Genomic DNA, 16,500 nt, shown 5'->3' with positions numbered 1-16,500 from the left:
ACGGGGTCAGACGCGGCGGGCCAGGCCGGGGTAGTCGACGACCAGGCCGTTGGTGTCGACGCTGAGCTCGACCGAGGCTTCGCCGCGGTCGAAGGCGACGACGCTGCCGTTGTCGTCAACGGAGACGGTGCGGTAGCGCTCGTGGACGAGGCTGACCGACAGGTCGGGCAGTGACACCCAGACCACGGGCAGCTCGTGCTCGCCGGCCTCGCGGTGCAGGCCGAGACGGCGCACGGGCAGGGCGTTGAACAGGACACTGCTCTGGAGGTTGACGTCGAGCGCGCCCTCGAAGTCACGGCGCTCGGCGCCGCGGCCGCGGTCGACGATCCACATGCCGTCCTCGGTGCGGCTGAGCGACATGGTGCGCTCTTCCTCGGCGGTGGTGCTGCGCAGCAGCAGCCGGCTCACCACGCCGTCCTCGCCGACGGACAGCTCGAACGAGGCGTTGTAGGCCTCGTTGCCTTCGATGGCGGCGGCGACGACCCGCCCGCTGCCCTTGATCCGGTTCTCGGACAGCACCAGCCGGGCCGACTCGAGGCGGGGACCGGTGAGGCCCTGCCACGTCACCATCACGGGCCGGCGACCGGCACGGGACGTGCTGTCGGACTGTGCGGGCTCAGTCGCGTTGGGGACGTTCACTGTCCACCTTTCGAGGTCAGGGTCGACAACGGAGCGTACCTAACCGAAATGCCAGTGGGGCCTCCCGTTCCCACGGGAGGCCCCACATGGCTCAGCGGATCAGCTGGTGTCAGCTGTGGTTGGCCTTACGGCGACGCACGAAGAACAGCGCGCCGATGCCCGCGCCGATCAGCACGAGGCCGGCGATCACCGGGCCGATGACCGAGGCGCCGGTGTAGGCGAGCTCGTTGGTGTCGGCCGAGGTGGTCGGGGTCGGGGTGTTGCACGACGGCGGCATCGGGGTGCTGCTGCTGGTGGTGCCGCCACCGTTCGGGCTGGTGGTGGTCGTCGTCGGCGACGTGGACGGCACACACGGCTGCGTGGTGGTCGTCGGGGTCGTCGGCTTGGTCGTCGTGGTGGTGCTCGACGGCGGGGTGGTGTCCCCGACGGTCCACGTGGCGACGGCTTCCTTGTGCAGGTTGATGTCGGTCGGCTTGGCCACGATCAGCGACTGCGTGATGGCCTTGTCGCTCGGCTTGCCGTCCTTGCCGTTGGAGCCGACGAACAGGCGGCCGGCGTTGAGGTGCACCTTGGCGTCGAGGGCGAAGGAACCCTTGTCGGCCGCGGCGCCCGCCGGGACCTTGATGAAGACCTCGGTGCCGTTGACGACGTCGCCGAGCGCCTTGCCGTCCTTGTCGGTCAGCGTGACGCCGTTCGGCAGGTGCGGCGTGACCGTGATCTTGCCGGTGACGTTGCTGGCGGTGACCTTGAACGGGCCGATCAGGTCACCGGCCTTGCCGGTCGCCGAGGCCGGCGTCAGGTCCATCGACGCCGTCGGCTGCGGCAGGTCGGTGGCGTGGTCCAGCAGGTAGTGGTAGGCCGCCACCACGTCCGCGCCGGCGTCCTTGCCGTCGAACGGCGTCGGGTTGCTCTCGTCCAGCTTGGCGCCGTCGGACAGGTTCCAGATGGCGGACTGGGTGGCGCTGATCGCCTCGGCAGCGCTCAGGCCGTTGTGCAGCTTGACGCCGGCCGCGGCGAGCGTCTGGGTCAGCTTGTCCGCACCGACGTTCGGGTAGCTGTTCTGCAGGATCCAGTTGATCTTGCCGGCGTGCGCCTTGAAGCCGCCGTCCTTGTCACCCGGGGTGGCCTCGTAGGGGTACTTGTCCCACGGGACCTCGACCATCTTGACGTTGCCGTCGATGTCGACGTTGAGCTCGACGCAGTAGGTGTAGACCTTCTGGCCGTTGACCGTGACCGGGATGAGCAGCGTCTGCTCGCTCTTGAACTTGTCGCCGACCAGGTGGACGTTGAGGCCGTTCTTCTCGAAGTCGGCGTCCGACTTCGCCGACGGCGCCTGGTCGCGCGGGCCGCGCGGGGTGGCGAAGCCACCGTGGTCGCTGCTGCCGTTGCCGTTGTCCGCGAACGCCAGCGGCGCCGCCGACATCAGAGCGATCGAGGCGCCGAGCACGGCGGCCGCGATCCGACCCGGGTGGAACCGGTTTGCCATGACTCTCCCTTGTGACTGCCTGCTAGCGCTGGTCCCCGACCACTGACCTGCCCTGCGGTGTCACGCTCCGGGCATCCGTTAACCCGAAAGGACGCTTCCGGAGCTCGTGACACATAGTCCGAACGGGCGATTTGCGCCGCGTTCGGTGAAAGTCCTGTGTGGAACGCGGACGCACATTACTCGATGGAGTGACGCGTCCCGCACACCACTCACCCCATAGGGTCTGACCTGCGAAAATGTCACCCTTCCGTGGCACGTCACGAAGATCCACTAGACGAGCTGAACTCGGTTTTCACTCTGCGTCACCGATTTCACGGCTCGAGCCGATGAATCACGATCGAGCAGAGTTATCCACAGGTCCGAGTTTCCGCTGGTCACATCGCCGCAAACGATTACGGCGGCACGAAACAGTAAACCTCTCGCGATAAGATCGTTATCCAACGGAGACAACTTGATCTCCGACGCTACTCCGTTCGTGGCACCCCGTTCGCTGCTCAGCGTCGTCAACATCACGTGTCGCGGGGGTGAACGAAACCAGGACCTGCGGGGACACTGTGGGCGTGACGCGAGCGCGCGATCTGACCCCGTACGTGGAACTGGGGCGCGAGCACTGGCGTGAGCTGCGCGCGGCCACGCCCATGAGTCTCACCTCGGACGAGCTGCACCGGTTGCAGGGTCTCGGCGATCGGGTGTCACTGGACGAGGTCGCCGACATCTACCTGCCGCTGTCCCGGCTGATCAACCTCCAGGTCGCCGCCCGCCAGCGGCTGCACGCAGCGACCACCACGTTTTTGGGTGAACCGTCCGAAAAGGTGCCTTTCATCATCGGTGTCGCCGGCAGCGTCGCCGTGGGCAAGTCCACCACCGCGCGCATCTTGCAGGCGCTGCTCGCCCGGTGGAGCGACCACCCTCGGGTCGACCTGATCACCACCGACGGTTTCCTGCTGCCCAACGCTGAGCTGGAGCGGCGGGGTCTGATGACCCGCAAGGGTTTTCCCGAGAGCTACGACCGGCGCGCCCTCGTCCGCTTCGTCGCCGACGTCAAGGCCGGCGCGCCCGAGGTCGAGGCGCCCGTCTACTCCCACCTCAGCTACGACATCGTGCCCGGCACACGGCAGTTGGTGCAGAAGCCCGACATCCTCATCGTCGAGGGCCTCAACGTGCTCCAGCCCGGCGCCCGGCTGGCCGTGTCCGACCTGTTCGACTTCTCCCTCTACGTCGACGCGCGCACCGACTGCATCCAGCAGTGGTACGTCAGTCGGTTCCTCAAGCTGCGGGACACCGCCTTCGCCAATCCCGCCTCGTACTTCCACCGCTACGCCTCGCTGACCGACGAGCAGGCGGTGGCCAGGGCGACGCAGATCTGGCAGGAGATCAACGAGCCCAACCTGGTCAACAACATCCGCCCCACCCGCGGCCGGGCGACTCTCGTGCTGCGTAAGGAAGCCGACCACTCCATCAGCCGCGTGCGCATGAAGAAGCTCTAAATGTCGGCGAAGTACTGCCGAACGTCGTAGTTCGCGATCGTGCGGGCAATGTCGACGGGAGTCTTACCGGCCCGGTTGACCGAGTGCGGATCCGCGCCGGCGGCGCGCAGGAGCTCGATCAGCTCGCCTCTCCCCCTCGACTCCAACACTGCCATTGCCAGCACCGTGTTGCCGTACCGGTTTCGCGCCTCCACCTCGGCGCCGGCGGTTAGGAGGACGGCGGCTATCTCGGGCTGCCAGCTCTGCGCGGCGAAGTGAAGGGGGTGAATCCGTTCTTGTCAGCGAGGTTCGGGTCAAGCCCAGCCGCCAGCAAGCCGGCCACCTCAGCCGCATCGCCATGCGCCGCCGCGTAATGGAGCGCCGAACGCCCGACCCGATCCAGCGATGTCCTCACACCGATGACAATCCCCAGGCTCATGGTCTTCGACAACGACCTCACGCAACTCGCCCAGCACCCCACCCTCCCGGGGGCTGGCCCGCGCCCGATTTTACCGGGAGGCCCCCATCCCCCAAGGCCGTGAAGATCCAGATGTGGACAACTCAGGAGCTGTGGACAAGTCGGCACCGCCGAGGTCCGGTCGGCGTCACCGATGCCCACGTCAACCTGCACGAATCCGCGCGGGCCGGCGGTGTCAACCCCAGCGTTGGGCGATGGCCGTGCACTGGGCGCGGAGGGCGTCCAACACGATGGGCAGCAACGGGTTGGTGTTGCTGGGGCGGTGCAACGCCAAGATCCGGCGGAAGACCTCGGAGTCGGCGATGCGCAGGACGCCGAGACCGGTGTCGATGCCGAGAGCGAGTCGGGGCACGACTGCGACGCCGAGCCCCCGGCGAACGAGGGAGCAGACGACGCCGTAGTCGTTGCTGCGCAAGGTGACCCGCGGCACGAAACCCGCCGTGGCGCAGAGGCGTTCCAACGACTTGGAGCCGGCGGTGTCGCTACGGGTGCAGATCCACCGCTCGTCGGCAACCTCCACAAGGGACGCATCGCCGCGAGAAGCGAGACGGTGCCCGGGGGCGGTGACGAGCACGAGCGGCTCGGACAGCAAAGGCGTGGCGATGAGCTCCCGAGGCCAGGTCCGGGGATCGAGGTCGTACGCGAAGACGACGGCGACATCCCGGTCGCCGTCGAGCACGCCGGCCAAGACCTCGTCGGGCTCGCCCTCGTCCAACAGGACATCGGCGCCGGGGCGACGCTCCACAATGGCGGCGAGGGTGGACGCCATGATCCGGGCGTTGGCGGTGGCAAAGCTGGCCAGCCGCAAGGTGCCGGCGTCGCCGCGGGTGAGGGCCCGCACCTCACGCTCCAGTTCGGACAGTGCGGCGAGCGCGTCCCGGCTGAGCAGGGCCATCCGCTCGGCGATGGCGGTGGGCCGAACACTGCGGGCGGAACGCTCGAACAGCTGGGCGCCGACAGCCCGTTCGAGCATGGCGATCTGCTGCGACACGGCGGAAGTCGTGTAGCCGAGCAGCCGCGCGGTCTCGGCGAACGAACCCGTCCGGACCGCCTCGGTCAGGGTGCGCAGATGGATGGGGTTCAACATCAGACGCAGTTCAGTTCGGGACGGTCCGAACTGGTCGCGAAGCGGTCGACGGACAGCCCGGTCACGTCGACCAAGGGCGGCACGCCGAGCACGAGGTCCCGCAGCACCTCGCCGACCGCCGGCCCCTGTAGGAATGCGTGCCCCGAGAAACCGGTCGCGTACAGCAGCCGCCCGACCTCACGGGACTCGCCGATCAGGGCGTTGTGGTCGGGGCTCATCTCGTACAGCCCGGCCCACCGGTGCGCAATGCCGATCTCGGCCAGCGACGGGGCGCGCCGCTGCACCGCCTCGGCCAGACCGGGCAGCCACTCGTCGCCCGTGACCAGGTGGAAGCCCGGTTCCTGGTCCGGGTCGGACATCCCGACGAGCAATCCCGGCCCCTCGGGATGGAAGTAGAACGAGGTGCCGAAGTCGATGGTCATCGGCAGCTCGGCCGGCAGGTCGGGGATTTCGGACGTCACGATGATCTGCCGCCGTAGCGGCACCACCGGCAGCGACACACCAGCCATCTCGCCAACAGCCGCCGACCAGGCGCCAGCCGTGACGACAACAGTTGACGTGTCGACAAGTCCCTCTGTCGTCCGAACGCCGGTGATCACTCCGTCGGCGACGTCGATGCCAGTGACCTCGCAGTGCTGACGAATCCGAGCGCCGAGCCGCCGGGCACCACGGGCGTAACCCTGCACGACAGCTTCAGGCGTGCAGTGCCCGTCCGTGGGCGAAAACGCCGCGGCGAGCAGACCGTCACCGACGATCAGCGGCGACAACTCGACCGCCTGCTCGACGCTCAGCATCCGGCTCGGCACACCGAGCTCGTTCTGCAGGCGGACGCCGGCCTCGAAGGCGGCCACATCGGCCTCGTCGTCGAGCAGGAACAGGTAGCCGTGCTGGCGCAGGTCGATCTCCGCGCCGGGGCGCTCGCCGAATCGTTCGAACGCCGCGAGCGAGCGCCGGGCCAACTCGATGTTGGCCGGGTCGGAGAACTGGGCGCGCACCCCGCCGGCCGCCCGACAGGTGCTGCCGGAACCGAGTTCGTCCCGTTCCACCAGCAGCACGTCGACCCCGGCCTCGGCGAGGTGGAATGCGGTCGACAGCCCCATCACACCGCCGCCGACGACGATCACCTCGGCTCGCTCGGTCATGTGATTCACGCTAAGCCAGGATCGCGGCGAGCAGGCCGGCAAACAACCCGATTAGCGCACACAGCGCAGCGCCGATACGGGGGTACGGCCGACCGGGCACCCACCGAAGCACCGGCACGAGTAGCTGAGACACCGCGAGCGCCACGACGACCAGCAGGCCGATGGCGCGCAGCCCGCCGCCGGTGAAGCTGGTCGGCACCTGCGGCAGGAACAGCGCGGCCGCCGCGATCACCGACAACCAGATCGACACGACCGGCCCGACCGTGACCACGAGCATCAGGAGCGCGAACAGATGGGCGGCGCGTTGCTCCTTCACGACGTCCACCGTAGTTGTCGTGAGCGGGGGCAGGGTGCCCATCCCCTGCCGCCGCCCACGTCCTACTTCGCCCGGCCGGTCCCACTGTGGCACCGGAGCCGTCACACGCTGGGGTGGAGCTTGGCCGCTCGAACCGGTGAAAATATATTGTTCAACGGTTATCGCCGAAAGGGGTCCCGTGGCCGATCCGACCGGCGGACCGGTGGAGCTGCTCGCCGCCGACCGCCTTCAGCTGGACCGCGTCAGCACCGCGGAACGTGTCGCCGACGTGCTGCGCACCAGGATCACCGTCGGCGACCTGCCGCCGGGCACACGCCTGTCCGAGGAGGCGATCGGCGCCGCGCTCGGCGTCTCCCGCAACACGCTGCGCGAGGCGTTCCGACTGCTCACCCATGAGCGGCTGCTGGTGCACGAGCTCAACCGCGGCGTGTTCGTACGCACGCTGACCCAGGACGACGTCACCGACCTGTACCGCCTGCGCAAGGTCGTCGAGTGCGGCGCCCTGCGCTACGCCGAGGTCACCGCCGAGAAGATCCAGCGCGTGCAGCTGGTCGTGGACGAGGCCGTGGCGGCGGCCGGGCGGGCCGACTGGGTCGCCGTCGGCACCCACAATCTGCGGTTCCACCAGGCGCTGTGCGAGCTCGCCGGCAGCCCTCGCGTCGTGGACATGATGCGCGGCATCCTCGCCGAGCTGCGGCTGGTCTTCCATGTGATGGGCGATCCGCAGGGGTTCCACGAGCCGTACATCAAGCGCAACCAGGAGATCCTGGCCGCACTGGCCGCGCAGGGCCGGGAACGGGCCGAGCAGATGCTCGCCGAGTACCTGGACGACGCCGAGCGGCAGCTCAGGCAGGCTTATTCGTGACCCGCCGCAGCTGATCGGGCATCTCGACGTGCTCGCCGGTGAGCAGCGCGCTCGCCGTCATCAGATCGACGGTCAGCGGCCGGTCCTCGGTCTCCGTCGGCAGCATGCTCACCGCGTTGTCGAACGCGGCACGCAGCTCGACGCTGTTGTTCGGGTGCAGCTGGCGCATCCGCAGCACACGGACGCTGGCGATCAGCTCGCACGCCAGCACGATCACGAAGTGCGGCACCACCTCACCGGTCATCCGCGCCGACTGGGCCGAGAAGCTGGCGTGCTCCTCGACGCCGCGGGACAGCGTGGCGTGGCCGAGCACCGCCGGCATCGCCATCGACCGGAAGCTGGCCAGCGAGGCCGCCGCCGTGTACTCGATGACCATCAGGCCCGAGCTGCCGCTGGCCTCGTCCGCCGCGAACGGCCGCAGGCCCGTGTAGTTCGGCTCGCACAGCATCGCCAGCCGGCTCACCGACAGCTGGGCCGTTTGCAACGCCGACAGCCGCGCCTTGTCCAGGGCCAGGCTGAGCGTGATGCTGTGGAATCCGCCGTGGTGGTAGACGTCGCCGTCGAGGACCGACACCAGCGGGTTCTCCGCGCCGGCGTTGATCTCCACGCTGAGCACCTGCTCCAGCGCCAGCAGGCCGTCCGCCGCCTCGCCGTGGACCTGCGGGAAACACCGCAGGCCGAACGGGTCCTGCACGCGGGCCGGCGTATGCGTGATCTCGCCGAGCAGGTCGCGGATGCGGCGCGCCACCAGCTGGCTGCCGTGGTGCGGCCTCGACTGGTGCACCACCTCCGCGAACGGCTCCACCGAGCCGTCCACCGCGAGCAGCGAGAGCGCCGCGGTCGTGCACGTCTGGTCGAGCAGCGCCGATAGCTGGCCCTGCGCCAGCACCGACTGACCGATCGTCAGGGCGTTGCTGGACAGGAACGCCAGCGCGTCCGAGGTCGCGAAGTCGATCGGCGGCAACGGATGCGGGCCCATCCATGGCTGCTCGCCCAGCAGCGTCAGCGCCAGTTCGGCCAGCGCTGTCAGGTCGCCCGTGCCGATCGCGCCGATCGAGTGCACCTGGGGGTAGCAACCCGCGTTCAGGGCCAGCGCCAGCGCGTCCAGCACGTGCTCCGAGACGCCGGAGTGGCCGGCCAGGATCTGGTTGGCGCGGACCACCATCATCGCCCGCGCTTCCGTCTCCGGGATCAGCGGGCCTGTGCCGCCCGCGTGGCTGCGCAGCAGGCGGCGGCCGAACGCCGCGACTTCCTGCTCCTCCACGCTCACCATGCGGTTGGCGCCCACGCCCGTGGTGCGGCCGTAGACCGGGCGACGACCCGTGACCTCTTGCGCCAGGTCCGCCGCGCGACGTACCCATTCCCTCGCGGTCGGCTCGATGCTCACCGGTTCGCCGCGGACGGCGACCGCGATCACCTCCGCACACGTCAACGACTTGCCGTCGAGCACCACTGCCACAGTGCGAAGGTTAACTCCTCAACAACCGCAGTCCACCGCTGCGACGGGGGCCGTCAGCGGGTCGGGTTCGCCCAGCTCGTCGCCGGCATCCGTGCGGACCGGGAAGCCCTCCCTGATCCAGTACTCGATGCCGCCGATCATCTCCCGCACCTGGTAGCCGTGCCTCGTCAGCTCCGCCGCCGCCTTCGTCGCCCCGTTGCAGCCCGGTCCCCAGCAGTACGTCACCACCGGCACCGTCGGATCAAGGTCGCTGTCTTTGAGCCGGACGGCCCCCGGAATCCGCCCTTGCGCCCAGGCTTCGTCACTGCGCGTGTCCACCAGCACAAAACCCGGGTTTCCGCTGGTCAGCGCCTGTCGGACGTCACTCACATCCGTCTGGAATGCCAGACGCATTTCGAAGAAGTTCATGTCCCGACGCTAGGCACCGGGCCTCCGCCGCTGAACCCGACGTCCACGACACATTCCACGTTTCGCCATGGATTCCATGGCATTCTCATCCAGTGACCACGGATTCCTTGGACTCCACCGATTGGCGCATCCTGGAGGCCCTCCAGGCCGACGGCCGCGCCAGCTACGCCGACCTCGCCCGCACCGTCGCCATGTCCCCCTCCGCCGTCACCGAGCGGGTCCGCCGCCTCGAGGAGTCCGGCGTCATCACCGGCTACGCCGCCACCATCGACCCCGAGCGCCTCGGCCTGACGATCATGGCCTTCGTCCGCCTTCGCTACCCCACCAACAACTACAAGCCCTTCCACGCTCTCCTCGACACCACCCCCGAGGTCGTCGAGGCCCACCACGTCACCGGCGAGGACTGCTTCGTCCTCAAGGTCCTCGCCCGTTCCATGCGCCACCTCGAGGAAGTCACCGGCCGCATCTCCACCCTCGGCCCCGTGACAACAACCATCGTCTACTCCAGCCCCCTGAAGTCCCGGCCCTTGACGTCCTAACTCCCAAGAGCCGTCGCGCCGATCTGCGCATCTACCACCTGCGCTGATGTGCTTCCGGACCATACGGACTCCAGCTGCCGAGGAACGGCTTCAGATCCTCGTGGCTGATCTTGGGCGGCACCGGCATCGTCGGGACTTCGTTCAACGGGTCGATCGTTGCGATGTGATCACGGATCCACGTGAGCCACACTCGCCCTGTCGAAGCGCTGTCGTTCTCCGGGTCGCTGGCGATGATGCGTTGCTCAAGAGCCTGGCAGTACGCGCGCAGATCGTTCACGTGCTGCCAACGCTGCACCTGGGCATCGAGCGCAGATGCGTAGTAGGACTCGGTCGCCTTGCGGTGGGCAGTCTCCATCGCCTGCTCCCAGCGCACCTTGCGGTCGGCCTTCGCCCGCTCCTCGTCGATCTGTCGCTGCCGGTCTTCCATGACTCGCGTCTCGACCTCGTGCAGTAGCGCCGGCAGGGCCTCCTCGACGGTTCGCCGCTTCCCATCCGTCCATCGGTGCTGTCGTCCTTCGGAACGGTAGGCGGGCAGTTCGATCGCAATACGACCCATCTTGTCTGGATCAGCGGTCTGGGGACTCACCTCCTGAACAGTGACCGCATAACTGAATTCACCCACTACCAGACTGATGCCGCCGTCACGGCGATGACCCCCTCGGCCGTATTGATAGCCGCCTCGATAGCTGTCCGAATCAGGAAGAATAGCAACCTTGTAACCGCGCTCGATCGCCGCGACGGCCAGCCCGTGCAATACGAGAAGGCAACGCCGGCGCGTGTCCTTCGGCATCACCAGCCTGTTGCTGTCGTCACGTAGATCCGCGATCACTTTATGCGGCGACCGCAATGTCTCGGGTATCGACACCGCGGGTAGGCCATCCGGTAGCTGATGTGCGGTGTTGGCGTGCGCACCCTTGATCAACCGAATGTGCAGGTCGCGTCCGCGGTTGTACTGCCTGGTCTTCTCGATGCGGTGTCCCTCGGGCACCATGCCGTGCCGCTTGGCGAAGTCGACGATCTTGCGCCAGACCGCGACCTCGTCCTCCGTCGGGTTCGCGATCACCACCGTCGTCTCGACTCCCAGCCGCGCAACCAGCTCTACGGCTTCCGCCCGTCGCCGCTCGGCGAGTTGCGAAACTTCGGATTCGCTTCCTCGACGAGGGTCGTCAGGATGATATCCATGGTCAAGGTAGAATCGGCCGGTTTCGGTGATCGCCCCCTCCCATCGTCCTCCATGCTTGCTAATAGTGATCAGCCGACGGTCCCGCAGGGCGTTGGCGGAGGTCCTCAATGATCCATGTTGAGGCCCGCTGAGATCCTCCGCGGCATCGATCCGTTTCAGGACTTCAAGTTGACGCTCATTCAGTTGATCCCAACGTCGCACCATTCCAGTGCACCACCGAACCACGCGACCGAGCAACGTACCCCACCCGAACCAGCGAGCACTTCGACCGCTCGCCCCACCCCACGCCACACTCGGCCATGCGAGCCGTGACAGCCCCACCCCATCCCACGCCCCCAGGGCGAAGGCGAAGGCGAGCCCGAAGGGGAGTCCAGGGGCGGAGCCCCCTGGCTTGGGGTGTGGGGCGAGAGCCCCACAAAACACAAAGCAAGAGGTCCGTTTGCCAACGGCAAACGGACCTCTCCCACTCTTGCGCGTGCGCCCGAAGGGATTCGAACCCCTAACCTTCTGATCCGTAGTCAGATGCTCTATCCGTTGAGCTACGGGCGCGTGTTCAGTTGTCACCCTACCAGAGCAGGATGTTGCGGAGGCTCCGGGATTTGAACCCGGGATGGGGGTGAACCCAAACCGCATTAGCAGTGCGGCGCCATAGACCAGACTAGGCGAAGCCTCCCCGGAGCCCTCGGCTACCGTCGATAAGACTACACACTCGGCCCGCAGGGTCCAAAACGGGGGTCAGTGGGGGTGTGACCTGCGGGTACGCCCTGACGGGTGTGGTGGGGACCACGCGCACCCGGTGGTGGACGGCCCGGGCGGGCGGTCACTAGCGTGAACGGGTCCACATCGACGTGGCCGGGGAGTGACAATGGACAAGGTTCGGCCGTCTGCGGCTGACGCGGTCAGTGATCTGCCAACGGGGGCGACCCTCGCCGTCGGCGGATTCGGGTTGTGCGGGATTCCCAGCGATCTGATCAGGGCGGTACACGCCCTCGGGGTCGATGGTCTGAAGGTCGTGTCCAACAACTGCGGCGTGGACGACTGGGGCCTCGGTGTCCTGCTCCACGATCGCCGCATCTCGCGGATGACCTCCTCGTACGTCGGCGAGAACAAGGAATTCGCCCGCCAGTACCTGTCCGGGGAGCTGGAGGTGGAGCTGGTTCCGCAGGGCACGCTGGCGGAACGGCTGCGGGCCGGCGGCTGCGGCATCCCGGCGTTCTTCACGCCGGCGGGTGGGGGCACGCAGATCGCGGACGGCGGCCTGCCCTGGCGGTACAGCTCGGACGGCGGGGTGGCGGTGGCGTCGCCGCCGAAGGAGACCCGCGAGTTCGGCGGCCGCGACTACGTGCTGGAAGAGGCCATCACGACGGACTTCGCCCTGGTTCGGGCGGCGAAGGGCGACCGGCACGGGAACCTGGTCTTCGACAAGTCGGCGATGAACTTCAACCCGCTGTGCGCGATGGCGGGCAAGATCACGGTGGCCGAGGTGGAGGAGCTGGTGGAGCCGGGCGAGCTGGATCCGGAGCACGTGCACCTGCCGGGCATCTTCGTGCAGCGCGTGGTGCTGGTCACCGACAACGAGAAGCGCATCGAGCGCCGGACCGTGAGGGAGGCCCAGTGATGGGGTGGAGCAGGCAGGAGATCGCCGCCCGGGCCGCGCGGGAGCTCGAGGACGGCCAGTACGTGAACCTGGGCATCGGCCTGCCCACGCTGGTGCCGAACTACCTGCCCGAGGGCGTCACGGTGGTGCTGCACAGCGAGAACGGCATTCTCGGCACGGGCCCGTACCCCACTGAGGACGCGGTCGACCCGGATCTGATCAACGCGGGCAAGGAGACGGTGACGACGCTGCCGGGCGCGGCCTTCTTCGACTCGGCGCTGTCGTTCGGCATGATCCGCGGCGGCCACATCGACACCGCGATCTTGGGCGCCATGCAGGTGTCGGCATCCGGTGACCTGGCCAACTGGGCCATCCCGGGCAAGCTGATCAAGGGCATGGGCGGGGCGATGGACCTGGTCCACGGGGCCCGCCGGGTGATCGTGATCATGGAGCACACGGCCAAGGACGGCTCGCCGAAGATCCTCAAGGAGTGCTCGCTGCCGTTCACCGGCCGCGGTGTGGTGCAGCGGATCATCACGGACCTGGCGGTGCTGGACGTGACGCCGGACGGGCTGCGTCTGGTCGAGCTGGCGCCGGGCGTGACGGTGGACGACGTCCGGTCGGCCACCGAGCCCGAGATCTCGGTGGCCGCCGGCGTCGCCTGATCACCGCAGGTGTGAGTCGAACCAGTTGAGAGTGCGCTGCCACGCTTCGGCACTGGCCTTCGGGTCGGTGTCGAAGCGGTGGTTGGCCTGGGCAACGCGAACCACGTCGGTCGCCACGTCGGCCGATGCCGCGGCGTCGCGCAGCTTGTCGACCTCCTCGGCGCTGATCTGCTCGTCCTGCTCGCCGTAGAGGCCGAGCCACGGGCAGCTCAGCTCGTGCGCGACCTCGACGAGCGAGGGCAGACCGTCGGACAGCGGCGTGAGGATGCCGCGTCCGGACACGCTGACCGCCGCGCCGATGGCGCGCCTGGTCGCCACGATCAGGGCAGCGGCGCCGCCGAGATCGAAGCCGATGACGCCGGTCCGGTCGGGGGTGATGCCCCGCTCGGCGAGCCACACGCAGGCCACGTCGATGTCCGCGAGCACGGACTCGACCGGCAGCTGCGCGGGCTGGCCGTCGGCCAGTCCGTCGGCGTCCGGGTAGAGGTGCGGCGCCACCACGAGCCAGCCCTCGGCCGCCAGCGATCCGGCCAGCAGCCGGACCGTGTCGGTGACCCCGCGGGCCTCGTGCAGCAGCACCAGACCGCCCCGCGCTGCACCCTCCGGTTCCGCGGCTGTCACGCGCAGCTCGCGTCCGTCGGTCAACGGCAGGTTTTCGGTCCTGGTTTCCGTCATCTCGCCACCCAATCACGCCGGGGTGAACTCCAGTCAACGTGACCGGCCCCAGACACAGTCCGCCGTTGCCTACCCGTTGTGATCGGGCTTCAAACCTGTCGCGGGCGTCGCATCACGTGCACCAGCGCGGGCGGCAGATTGCCCCAGATCGTCCTGGTGAGCACGACTTCCTCGAAGCAGCGCCGAAATCCGGCAAGCTGCCGCTTGGACGGACCGGCCCAGCGGGTCCAGGTGTAGGTGAACTGGGTGAACACGCCGGCGGGATGCAGTGCCGCGGCGACGGATTCGGTGAGGCGGCCTCGATATGCCGCCCACGGCAGCCCACTGATCACCACATCGGCGAAGATTTCCCTCGCTGCCAACAGTTCCGGCAGCCGCTCGGCGTCGGCGACGATCACTTCGACATCGGGAAAGCGCTTGGCCAGCACGTCGGCCAGCCGCGGATTGAGCTCGACCGCCAGGTGTCGGCCGCGACCGTCCAGCCGGGACTGGATCACTTCGGTGAAGGCGCCGGTGCCGGGCCCGAGTTCGACGACCACCGGCTCGCCCTGTTCGGGAATCGGCGCGACCATCTGCTCGGACAACGCCTTCGAGCTGGGGATCGCCGACGCGGTGGTGAGCGGCGAGCGGAGGAACTCCTTGAGGAAGAGCTTGGCGTCACTCACTGCGTGGCCCCAGTCAGTCGTCGGTCGGTGCGGCGCACACCGTACGGACCGATCGCGAACAGGAAGCAAACGGCGGTTGCCGGGATCAGGTCGAGGCTGAGCAGCGCCAATCCGGTGCCGACGGCCAGCAGGACCGGGCTCCACCAGCCGAGGACGCGCCAGTTGATCGTCGCCAGCACGATCAGGCAGACGTAGAACAGCGCCGGCCCGATCACGTACACCGCCGGCAGCAGGCCCGGCACGGACTGAACTTGGTGGTACAGCACGTTCATACCGGCCCGGTCATTCGCTTGTAGACCCACGACGACGTCGATCACCACCTGGGCCGCCGCGGCCGCCAGGCCGAGCAGGCCGACCGCGGCCACCACCGGCGCCGCGCCCGGCCGGTCCCCCAGCGTCAGCAGCACCGGCACGAACAGCACGAGACCGGCCAGGAACAGCAGGTGCCCCACGGTCCAGCCGATGCCCGGTCCGTGCCCGCTGAGCAGCCGCACCACGCCGTAGCCGCCGAGCAGCACCGGCGCGGCGACACACGCGCTGTCTCGTACCTTGACCATGCTTCGAGCCTGCGCCGTGCGCAGGCTCGAAGCATCAGGGTCGAACCCTGGCGTTGCCCTGGTTCAGCTGGTCACGTGCGCGGACGCGGTGTTGGACACGGCGACGCCGGTCTCGAAACCATCGCCGAACTGGCCGAACTGGCATACGACCCGAACACGGCCGTCGGCGCCGGAACCGGGCCGCACAGCCTCGGTCACGTCGAACGTCATCGTGCTGTCGGCCGGCACGATGACACCACTGCCACCACGGCGAAGGTCGCCCCAGCCGGTACCGGCACCGGTGAGCTGGTCCTGGTCGCCGGCCTGGTTGCACCTGGTGGAGATGCCGGCCAAGTCCTGCTCGCCGGTGTTGGTCAGCGTCACGGTCACATGTGCAATGTCGCCGACCACGTAGGTGTCGGCGTTCAGCGCGAGCGATGCGTCGAGCGTATCGGAGACCTTGTGCCGTGCCTCGACGAGAATGTGCTGCGGCTGCTCGCCGAGATGCACATCGATGCTGGGTGCGACCAGGCCGCCGACACCGCTGACGGTCGGCCAGTAGTGACCGGCCGGGATGTCCGTGACGGCGAACCGACCGTCGCTGTCGGTCGTCAGCAGCGGCTCGTCGTGGTACGGCACCCCACCGCTGAACTTGACGGTGGCGCCGGCAAGGCCCTCGCCCTGGTCGTACTGGCCATTTCCGTTGGCATCGAAGTACAGGACGCCGTCCGCGCTGCCGGTGACCTTGGTGACCGTGGCCGTCCCGTACGCCTCCAGCAGCGTCGGCGACGGGAGGTTCGGCGATGCCTTCAGGTCCACCGTCATGGCGATCGGCTGGTCCGGGTCGGCGATGCTCGCCGTGAACCCGAGCACGAGGGTGCCGCCCGCAGGGACGGCGACGCCCTCGTTGTCCCCCTCGTCGAAATGCCAGGTGGACAGGTTGGTGCCGAAGGGCCTCACGAAGGCGCCGTGCGCCGACCCGGGATCAGTGTTCTTGATCGTCACCGTGCCGCTGACGTCGTCACCCGAGCCGTAGTCGGCCTTGTCGAACTGCACCGCCAGCTCAAAGGTCGTCGCCGACGGCACATCTGCCGCCGCCACGCCGCCGAACGCCGTCGTGAGCGCGATGGTCAAGGCGCCGGATCCGACCGCGATCCGACGCAAAAGGTCATACCGCAAAGAGAACCTCTCCCCAGGTTCGCCTTGCCCGGGCAGAAGCCGGGCCTACAACCAAGATCGGATGGTTCGGTTCGCGGCGTTACACATTGGGCGGCCGCTCGGCGCGCTGTGCCGA

The 16,500-nt window shown here is 68.2% G+C and carries 18 protein-coding genes and 2 tRNA genes; 5 read left to right on the top strand and 15 right to left on the bottom strand.

The window, feature by feature from the left end:
- Positions 1-6 precede the first annotated feature (6 nt).
- Together M3Q35_RS35030 and M3Q35_RS35025 are read right to left on the bottom strand one after the other, a co-directional pair.
- Positions 7-639: a putative glycolipid-binding domain-containing protein gene (locus M3Q35_RS35030; RefSeq protein ID WP_273936811.1), complete on the bottom strand. Its 633-nt coding sequence runs from the start codon at positions 637-639 to the stop codon at positions 7-9.
- 109 nt (positions 640-748) lie between these two features.
- Entirely contained in the window at positions 749-2,125 is a 1,377-nt protein-coding gene (locus M3Q35_RS35025) for a Cys-Gln thioester bond-forming surface protein (protein WP_273936809.1), read from the bottom strand.
- A 560-nt stretch (positions 2,126-2,685) separates the two neighbouring features.
- Here M3Q35_RS35025 and coaA point away from each other — a divergent pair.
- Complete coding sequence (coaA, locus tag M3Q35_RS35020; RefSeq protein ID WP_273936808.1) at positions 2,686-3,612, top strand: type I pantothenate kinase; 927 nt, start codon at positions 2,686-2,688, stop codon at positions 3,610-3,612.
- On the opposite strand, the gene M3Q35_RS35015 is transcribed toward coaA, so the two are convergent.
- The 4 genes from M3Q35_RS35015 to M3Q35_RS35000 form a co-directional block, all read right to left on the bottom strand.
- Positions 3,609-3,881: an ankyrin repeat domain-containing protein gene (locus M3Q35_RS35015; protein WP_273944581.1), complete on the bottom strand. Its 273-nt coding sequence runs from the start codon at positions 3,879-3,881 to the stop codon at positions 3,609-3,611. The genes coaA and M3Q35_RS35015 overlap by 4 nt on opposite strands.
- A gap of 363 nt (positions 3,882-4,244) precedes the next feature.
- Positions 4,245-5,156 (bottom strand): LysR family transcriptional regulator, encoded by a 912-nt coding sequence (locus M3Q35_RS35010; RefSeq protein ID WP_273936807.1) that lies wholly within the window; start codon positions 5,154-5,156, stop codon positions 4,245-4,247.
- A complete protein-coding gene (locus M3Q35_RS35005; protein WP_273936806.1) occupies positions 5,156-6,298 on the bottom strand; it encodes an NAD(P)/FAD-dependent oxidoreductase in 1,143 nt (380 codons plus the stop codon). Before M3Q35_RS35005 ends, M3Q35_RS35010 begins: the two co-directional genes overlap by 1 nt.
- 10 nt (positions 6,299-6,308) lie before the next feature.
- A complete protein-coding gene (locus tag M3Q35_RS35000; RefSeq protein WP_273936805.1) occupies positions 6,309-6,614 on the bottom strand; it encodes a hypothetical protein in 306 nt (101 codons plus the stop codon).
- A gap of 178 nt (positions 6,615-6,792) precedes the next feature.
- Between M3Q35_RS35000 and M3Q35_RS34995 the strand changes: the two genes are divergently transcribed.
- The gene (locus M3Q35_RS34995; RefSeq protein WP_273936804.1) at positions 6,793-7,479 is read left to right on the top strand and encodes a GntR family transcriptional regulator; all 687 of its coding nucleotides are present in this window, start codon (positions 6,793-6,795) and stop codon (positions 7,477-7,479) included.
- On the opposite strand, the gene M3Q35_RS34990 is transcribed toward M3Q35_RS34995, so the two are convergent.
- Both M3Q35_RS34990 and M3Q35_RS34985 read right to left on the bottom strand, forming a co-directional pair.
- Positions 7,460-8,938 carry an aromatic amino acid ammonia-lyase gene (locus M3Q35_RS34990; protein ID WP_273936803.1) on the bottom strand — a complete coding sequence of 493 codons (1,479 nt, stop codon included), beginning with the start codon at positions 8,936-8,938 and terminating at the stop codon, positions 7,460-7,462. The two genes, M3Q35_RS34995 and M3Q35_RS34990, sit on opposite strands and share 20 nt — an antisense overlap.
- A gap of 18 nt (positions 8,939-8,956) precedes the next feature.
- Positions 8,957-9,346: a rhodanese-like domain-containing protein gene (locus tag M3Q35_RS34985; RefSeq protein ID WP_273936801.1), complete on the bottom strand. Its 390-nt coding sequence runs from the start codon at positions 9,344-9,346 to the stop codon at positions 8,957-8,959.
- Positions 9,347-9,438: 92 nt separating this feature from the next.
- Between M3Q35_RS34985 and M3Q35_RS34980 the strand changes: the two genes are divergently transcribed.
- Positions 9,439-9,885 (top strand): Lrp/AsnC family transcriptional regulator, encoded by a 447-nt coding sequence (locus M3Q35_RS34980; RefSeq protein ID WP_273936800.1) that lies wholly within the window; start codon positions 9,439-9,441, stop codon positions 9,883-9,885.
- Positions 9,886-9,916: 31 nt separating this feature from the next.
- Here the strand turns inward: M3Q35_RS34980 and M3Q35_RS34975 are convergent, their stop codons facing one another.
- The 3 genes from M3Q35_RS34975 to M3Q35_RS34965 form a co-directional block, all read right to left on the bottom strand.
- On the bottom strand, positions 9,917-11,272 hold the full coding sequence (locus M3Q35_RS34975; RefSeq protein WP_273936799.1) for a hypothetical protein: 1,356 nt from the start codon (positions 11,270-11,272) through the stop codon (positions 9,917-9,919).
- A 272-nt stretch (positions 11,273-11,544) separates the two neighbouring features.
- Positions 11,545-11,617, bottom strand: a tRNA-Arg gene (locus tag M3Q35_RS34970).
- Between the two features lie 35 nt (positions 11,618-11,652).
- Positions 11,653-11,741 (bottom strand) — tRNA-Ser (locus M3Q35_RS34965).
- Between the two features lie 192 nt (positions 11,742-11,933).
- Between M3Q35_RS34965 and M3Q35_RS34960 the strand changes: the two genes are divergently transcribed.
- Together M3Q35_RS34960 and M3Q35_RS34955 are read left to right on the top strand one after the other, a co-directional pair.
- Positions 11,934-12,686, top strand: coding sequence for a CoA transferase subunit A (locus M3Q35_RS34960; protein WP_273936798.1), 753 nt, complete (start codon positions 11,934-11,936; stop codon positions 12,684-12,686).
- Complete coding sequence (locus M3Q35_RS34955; RefSeq protein ID WP_273936797.1) at positions 12,686-13,330, top strand: CoA transferase subunit B; 645 nt, start codon at positions 12,686-12,688, stop codon at positions 13,328-13,330. The genes M3Q35_RS34960 and M3Q35_RS34955 overlap by 1 nt, the downstream gene beginning before the upstream one ends.
- On the opposite strand, the gene M3Q35_RS34950 is transcribed toward M3Q35_RS34955, so the two are convergent.
- The 4 genes from M3Q35_RS34950 to M3Q35_RS34935 all read right to left on the bottom strand — a co-directional run bounded on the left by M3Q35_RS34950 (position 13,331) and on the right by M3Q35_RS34935 (position 16,340).
- Entirely contained in the window at positions 13,331-14,005 is a 675-nt protein-coding gene (locus M3Q35_RS34950) for a dienelactone hydrolase family protein (RefSeq protein ID WP_273936796.1), read from the bottom strand.
- 89 nt (positions 14,006-14,094) lie between these two features.
- Entirely contained in the window at positions 14,095-14,670 is a 576-nt protein-coding gene (locus M3Q35_RS34945; RefSeq protein ID WP_273936795.1) for a class I SAM-dependent methyltransferase, read from the bottom strand.
- A complete protein-coding gene (locus tag M3Q35_RS34940) occupies positions 14,667-15,227 on the bottom strand; it encodes a hypothetical protein (protein WP_273936793.1) in 561 nt (186 codons plus the stop codon). The genes M3Q35_RS34945 and M3Q35_RS34940 overlap by 4 nt, the downstream gene beginning before the upstream one ends.
- 63 nt (positions 15,228-15,290) lie before the next feature.
- A complete protein-coding gene (locus tag M3Q35_RS34935; protein ID WP_273936792.1) occupies positions 15,291-16,340 on the bottom strand; it encodes a carboxypeptidase-like regulatory domain-containing protein in 1,050 nt (349 codons plus the stop codon).
- Between the last annotated feature and the right edge of the window lie 160 nt (positions 16,341-16,500).

The organism is Kutzneria chonburiensis, from assembly GCF_028622115.1.
Classification (GTDB): Bacteria; Actinomycetota; Actinomycetes; order Mycobacteriales; family Pseudonocardiaceae; genus Kutzneria; species Kutzneria chonburiensis.
This window is presented reverse-complemented; position numbering and strand designations above follow the sequence as displayed.

Bases quoted from the DNA above. Each gene is read 5' to 3' on its own strand.
- M3Q35_RS35010 (WP_273936807.1), bottom strand. From the start codon at position 5,156: ATGTTGAACCCCATCCATCTGCGCACCCTGACCGAGGCGGTCCGGACG.
- M3Q35_RS35005 (WP_273936806.1), bottom strand. From the start codon at position 6,298: ATGACCGAGCGAGCCGAGGTGATCGTCGTCGGCGGCGGTGTGATGGGG.
- M3Q35_RS34950 (WP_273936796.1), bottom strand. From the start codon at position 14,005: ATGACGGAAACCAGGACCGAAAACCTGCCGTTGACCGACGGACGCGAG.
- M3Q35_RS35025 (WP_273936809.1), bottom strand. From the start codon at position 2,125: ATGGCAAACCGGTTCCACCCGGGTCGGATCGCGGCCGCCGTGCTCGGC.
- M3Q35_RS34985 (WP_273936801.1), bottom strand. From the start codon at position 9,346: ATGAACTTCTTCGAAATGCGTCTGGCATTCCAGACGGATGTGAGTGAC.
- M3Q35_RS34955 (WP_273936797.1), top strand. From the start codon at position 12,686: ATGGGGTGGAGCAGGCAGGAGATCGCCGCCCGGGCCGCGCGGGAGCTC.
- M3Q35_RS34960 (WP_273936798.1), top strand. From the start codon at position 11,934: ATGGACAAGGTTCGGCCGTCTGCGGCTGACGCGGTCAGTGATCTGCCA.
- M3Q35_RS34975 (WP_273936799.1), bottom strand. From the start codon at position 11,272: ATGGTGCGACGTTGGGATCAACTGAATGAGCGTCAACTTGAAGTCCTG.
- M3Q35_RS34940 (WP_273936793.1), bottom strand. From the start codon at position 15,227: ATGGTCAAGGTACGAGACAGCGCGTGTGTCGCCGCGCCGGTGCTGCTC.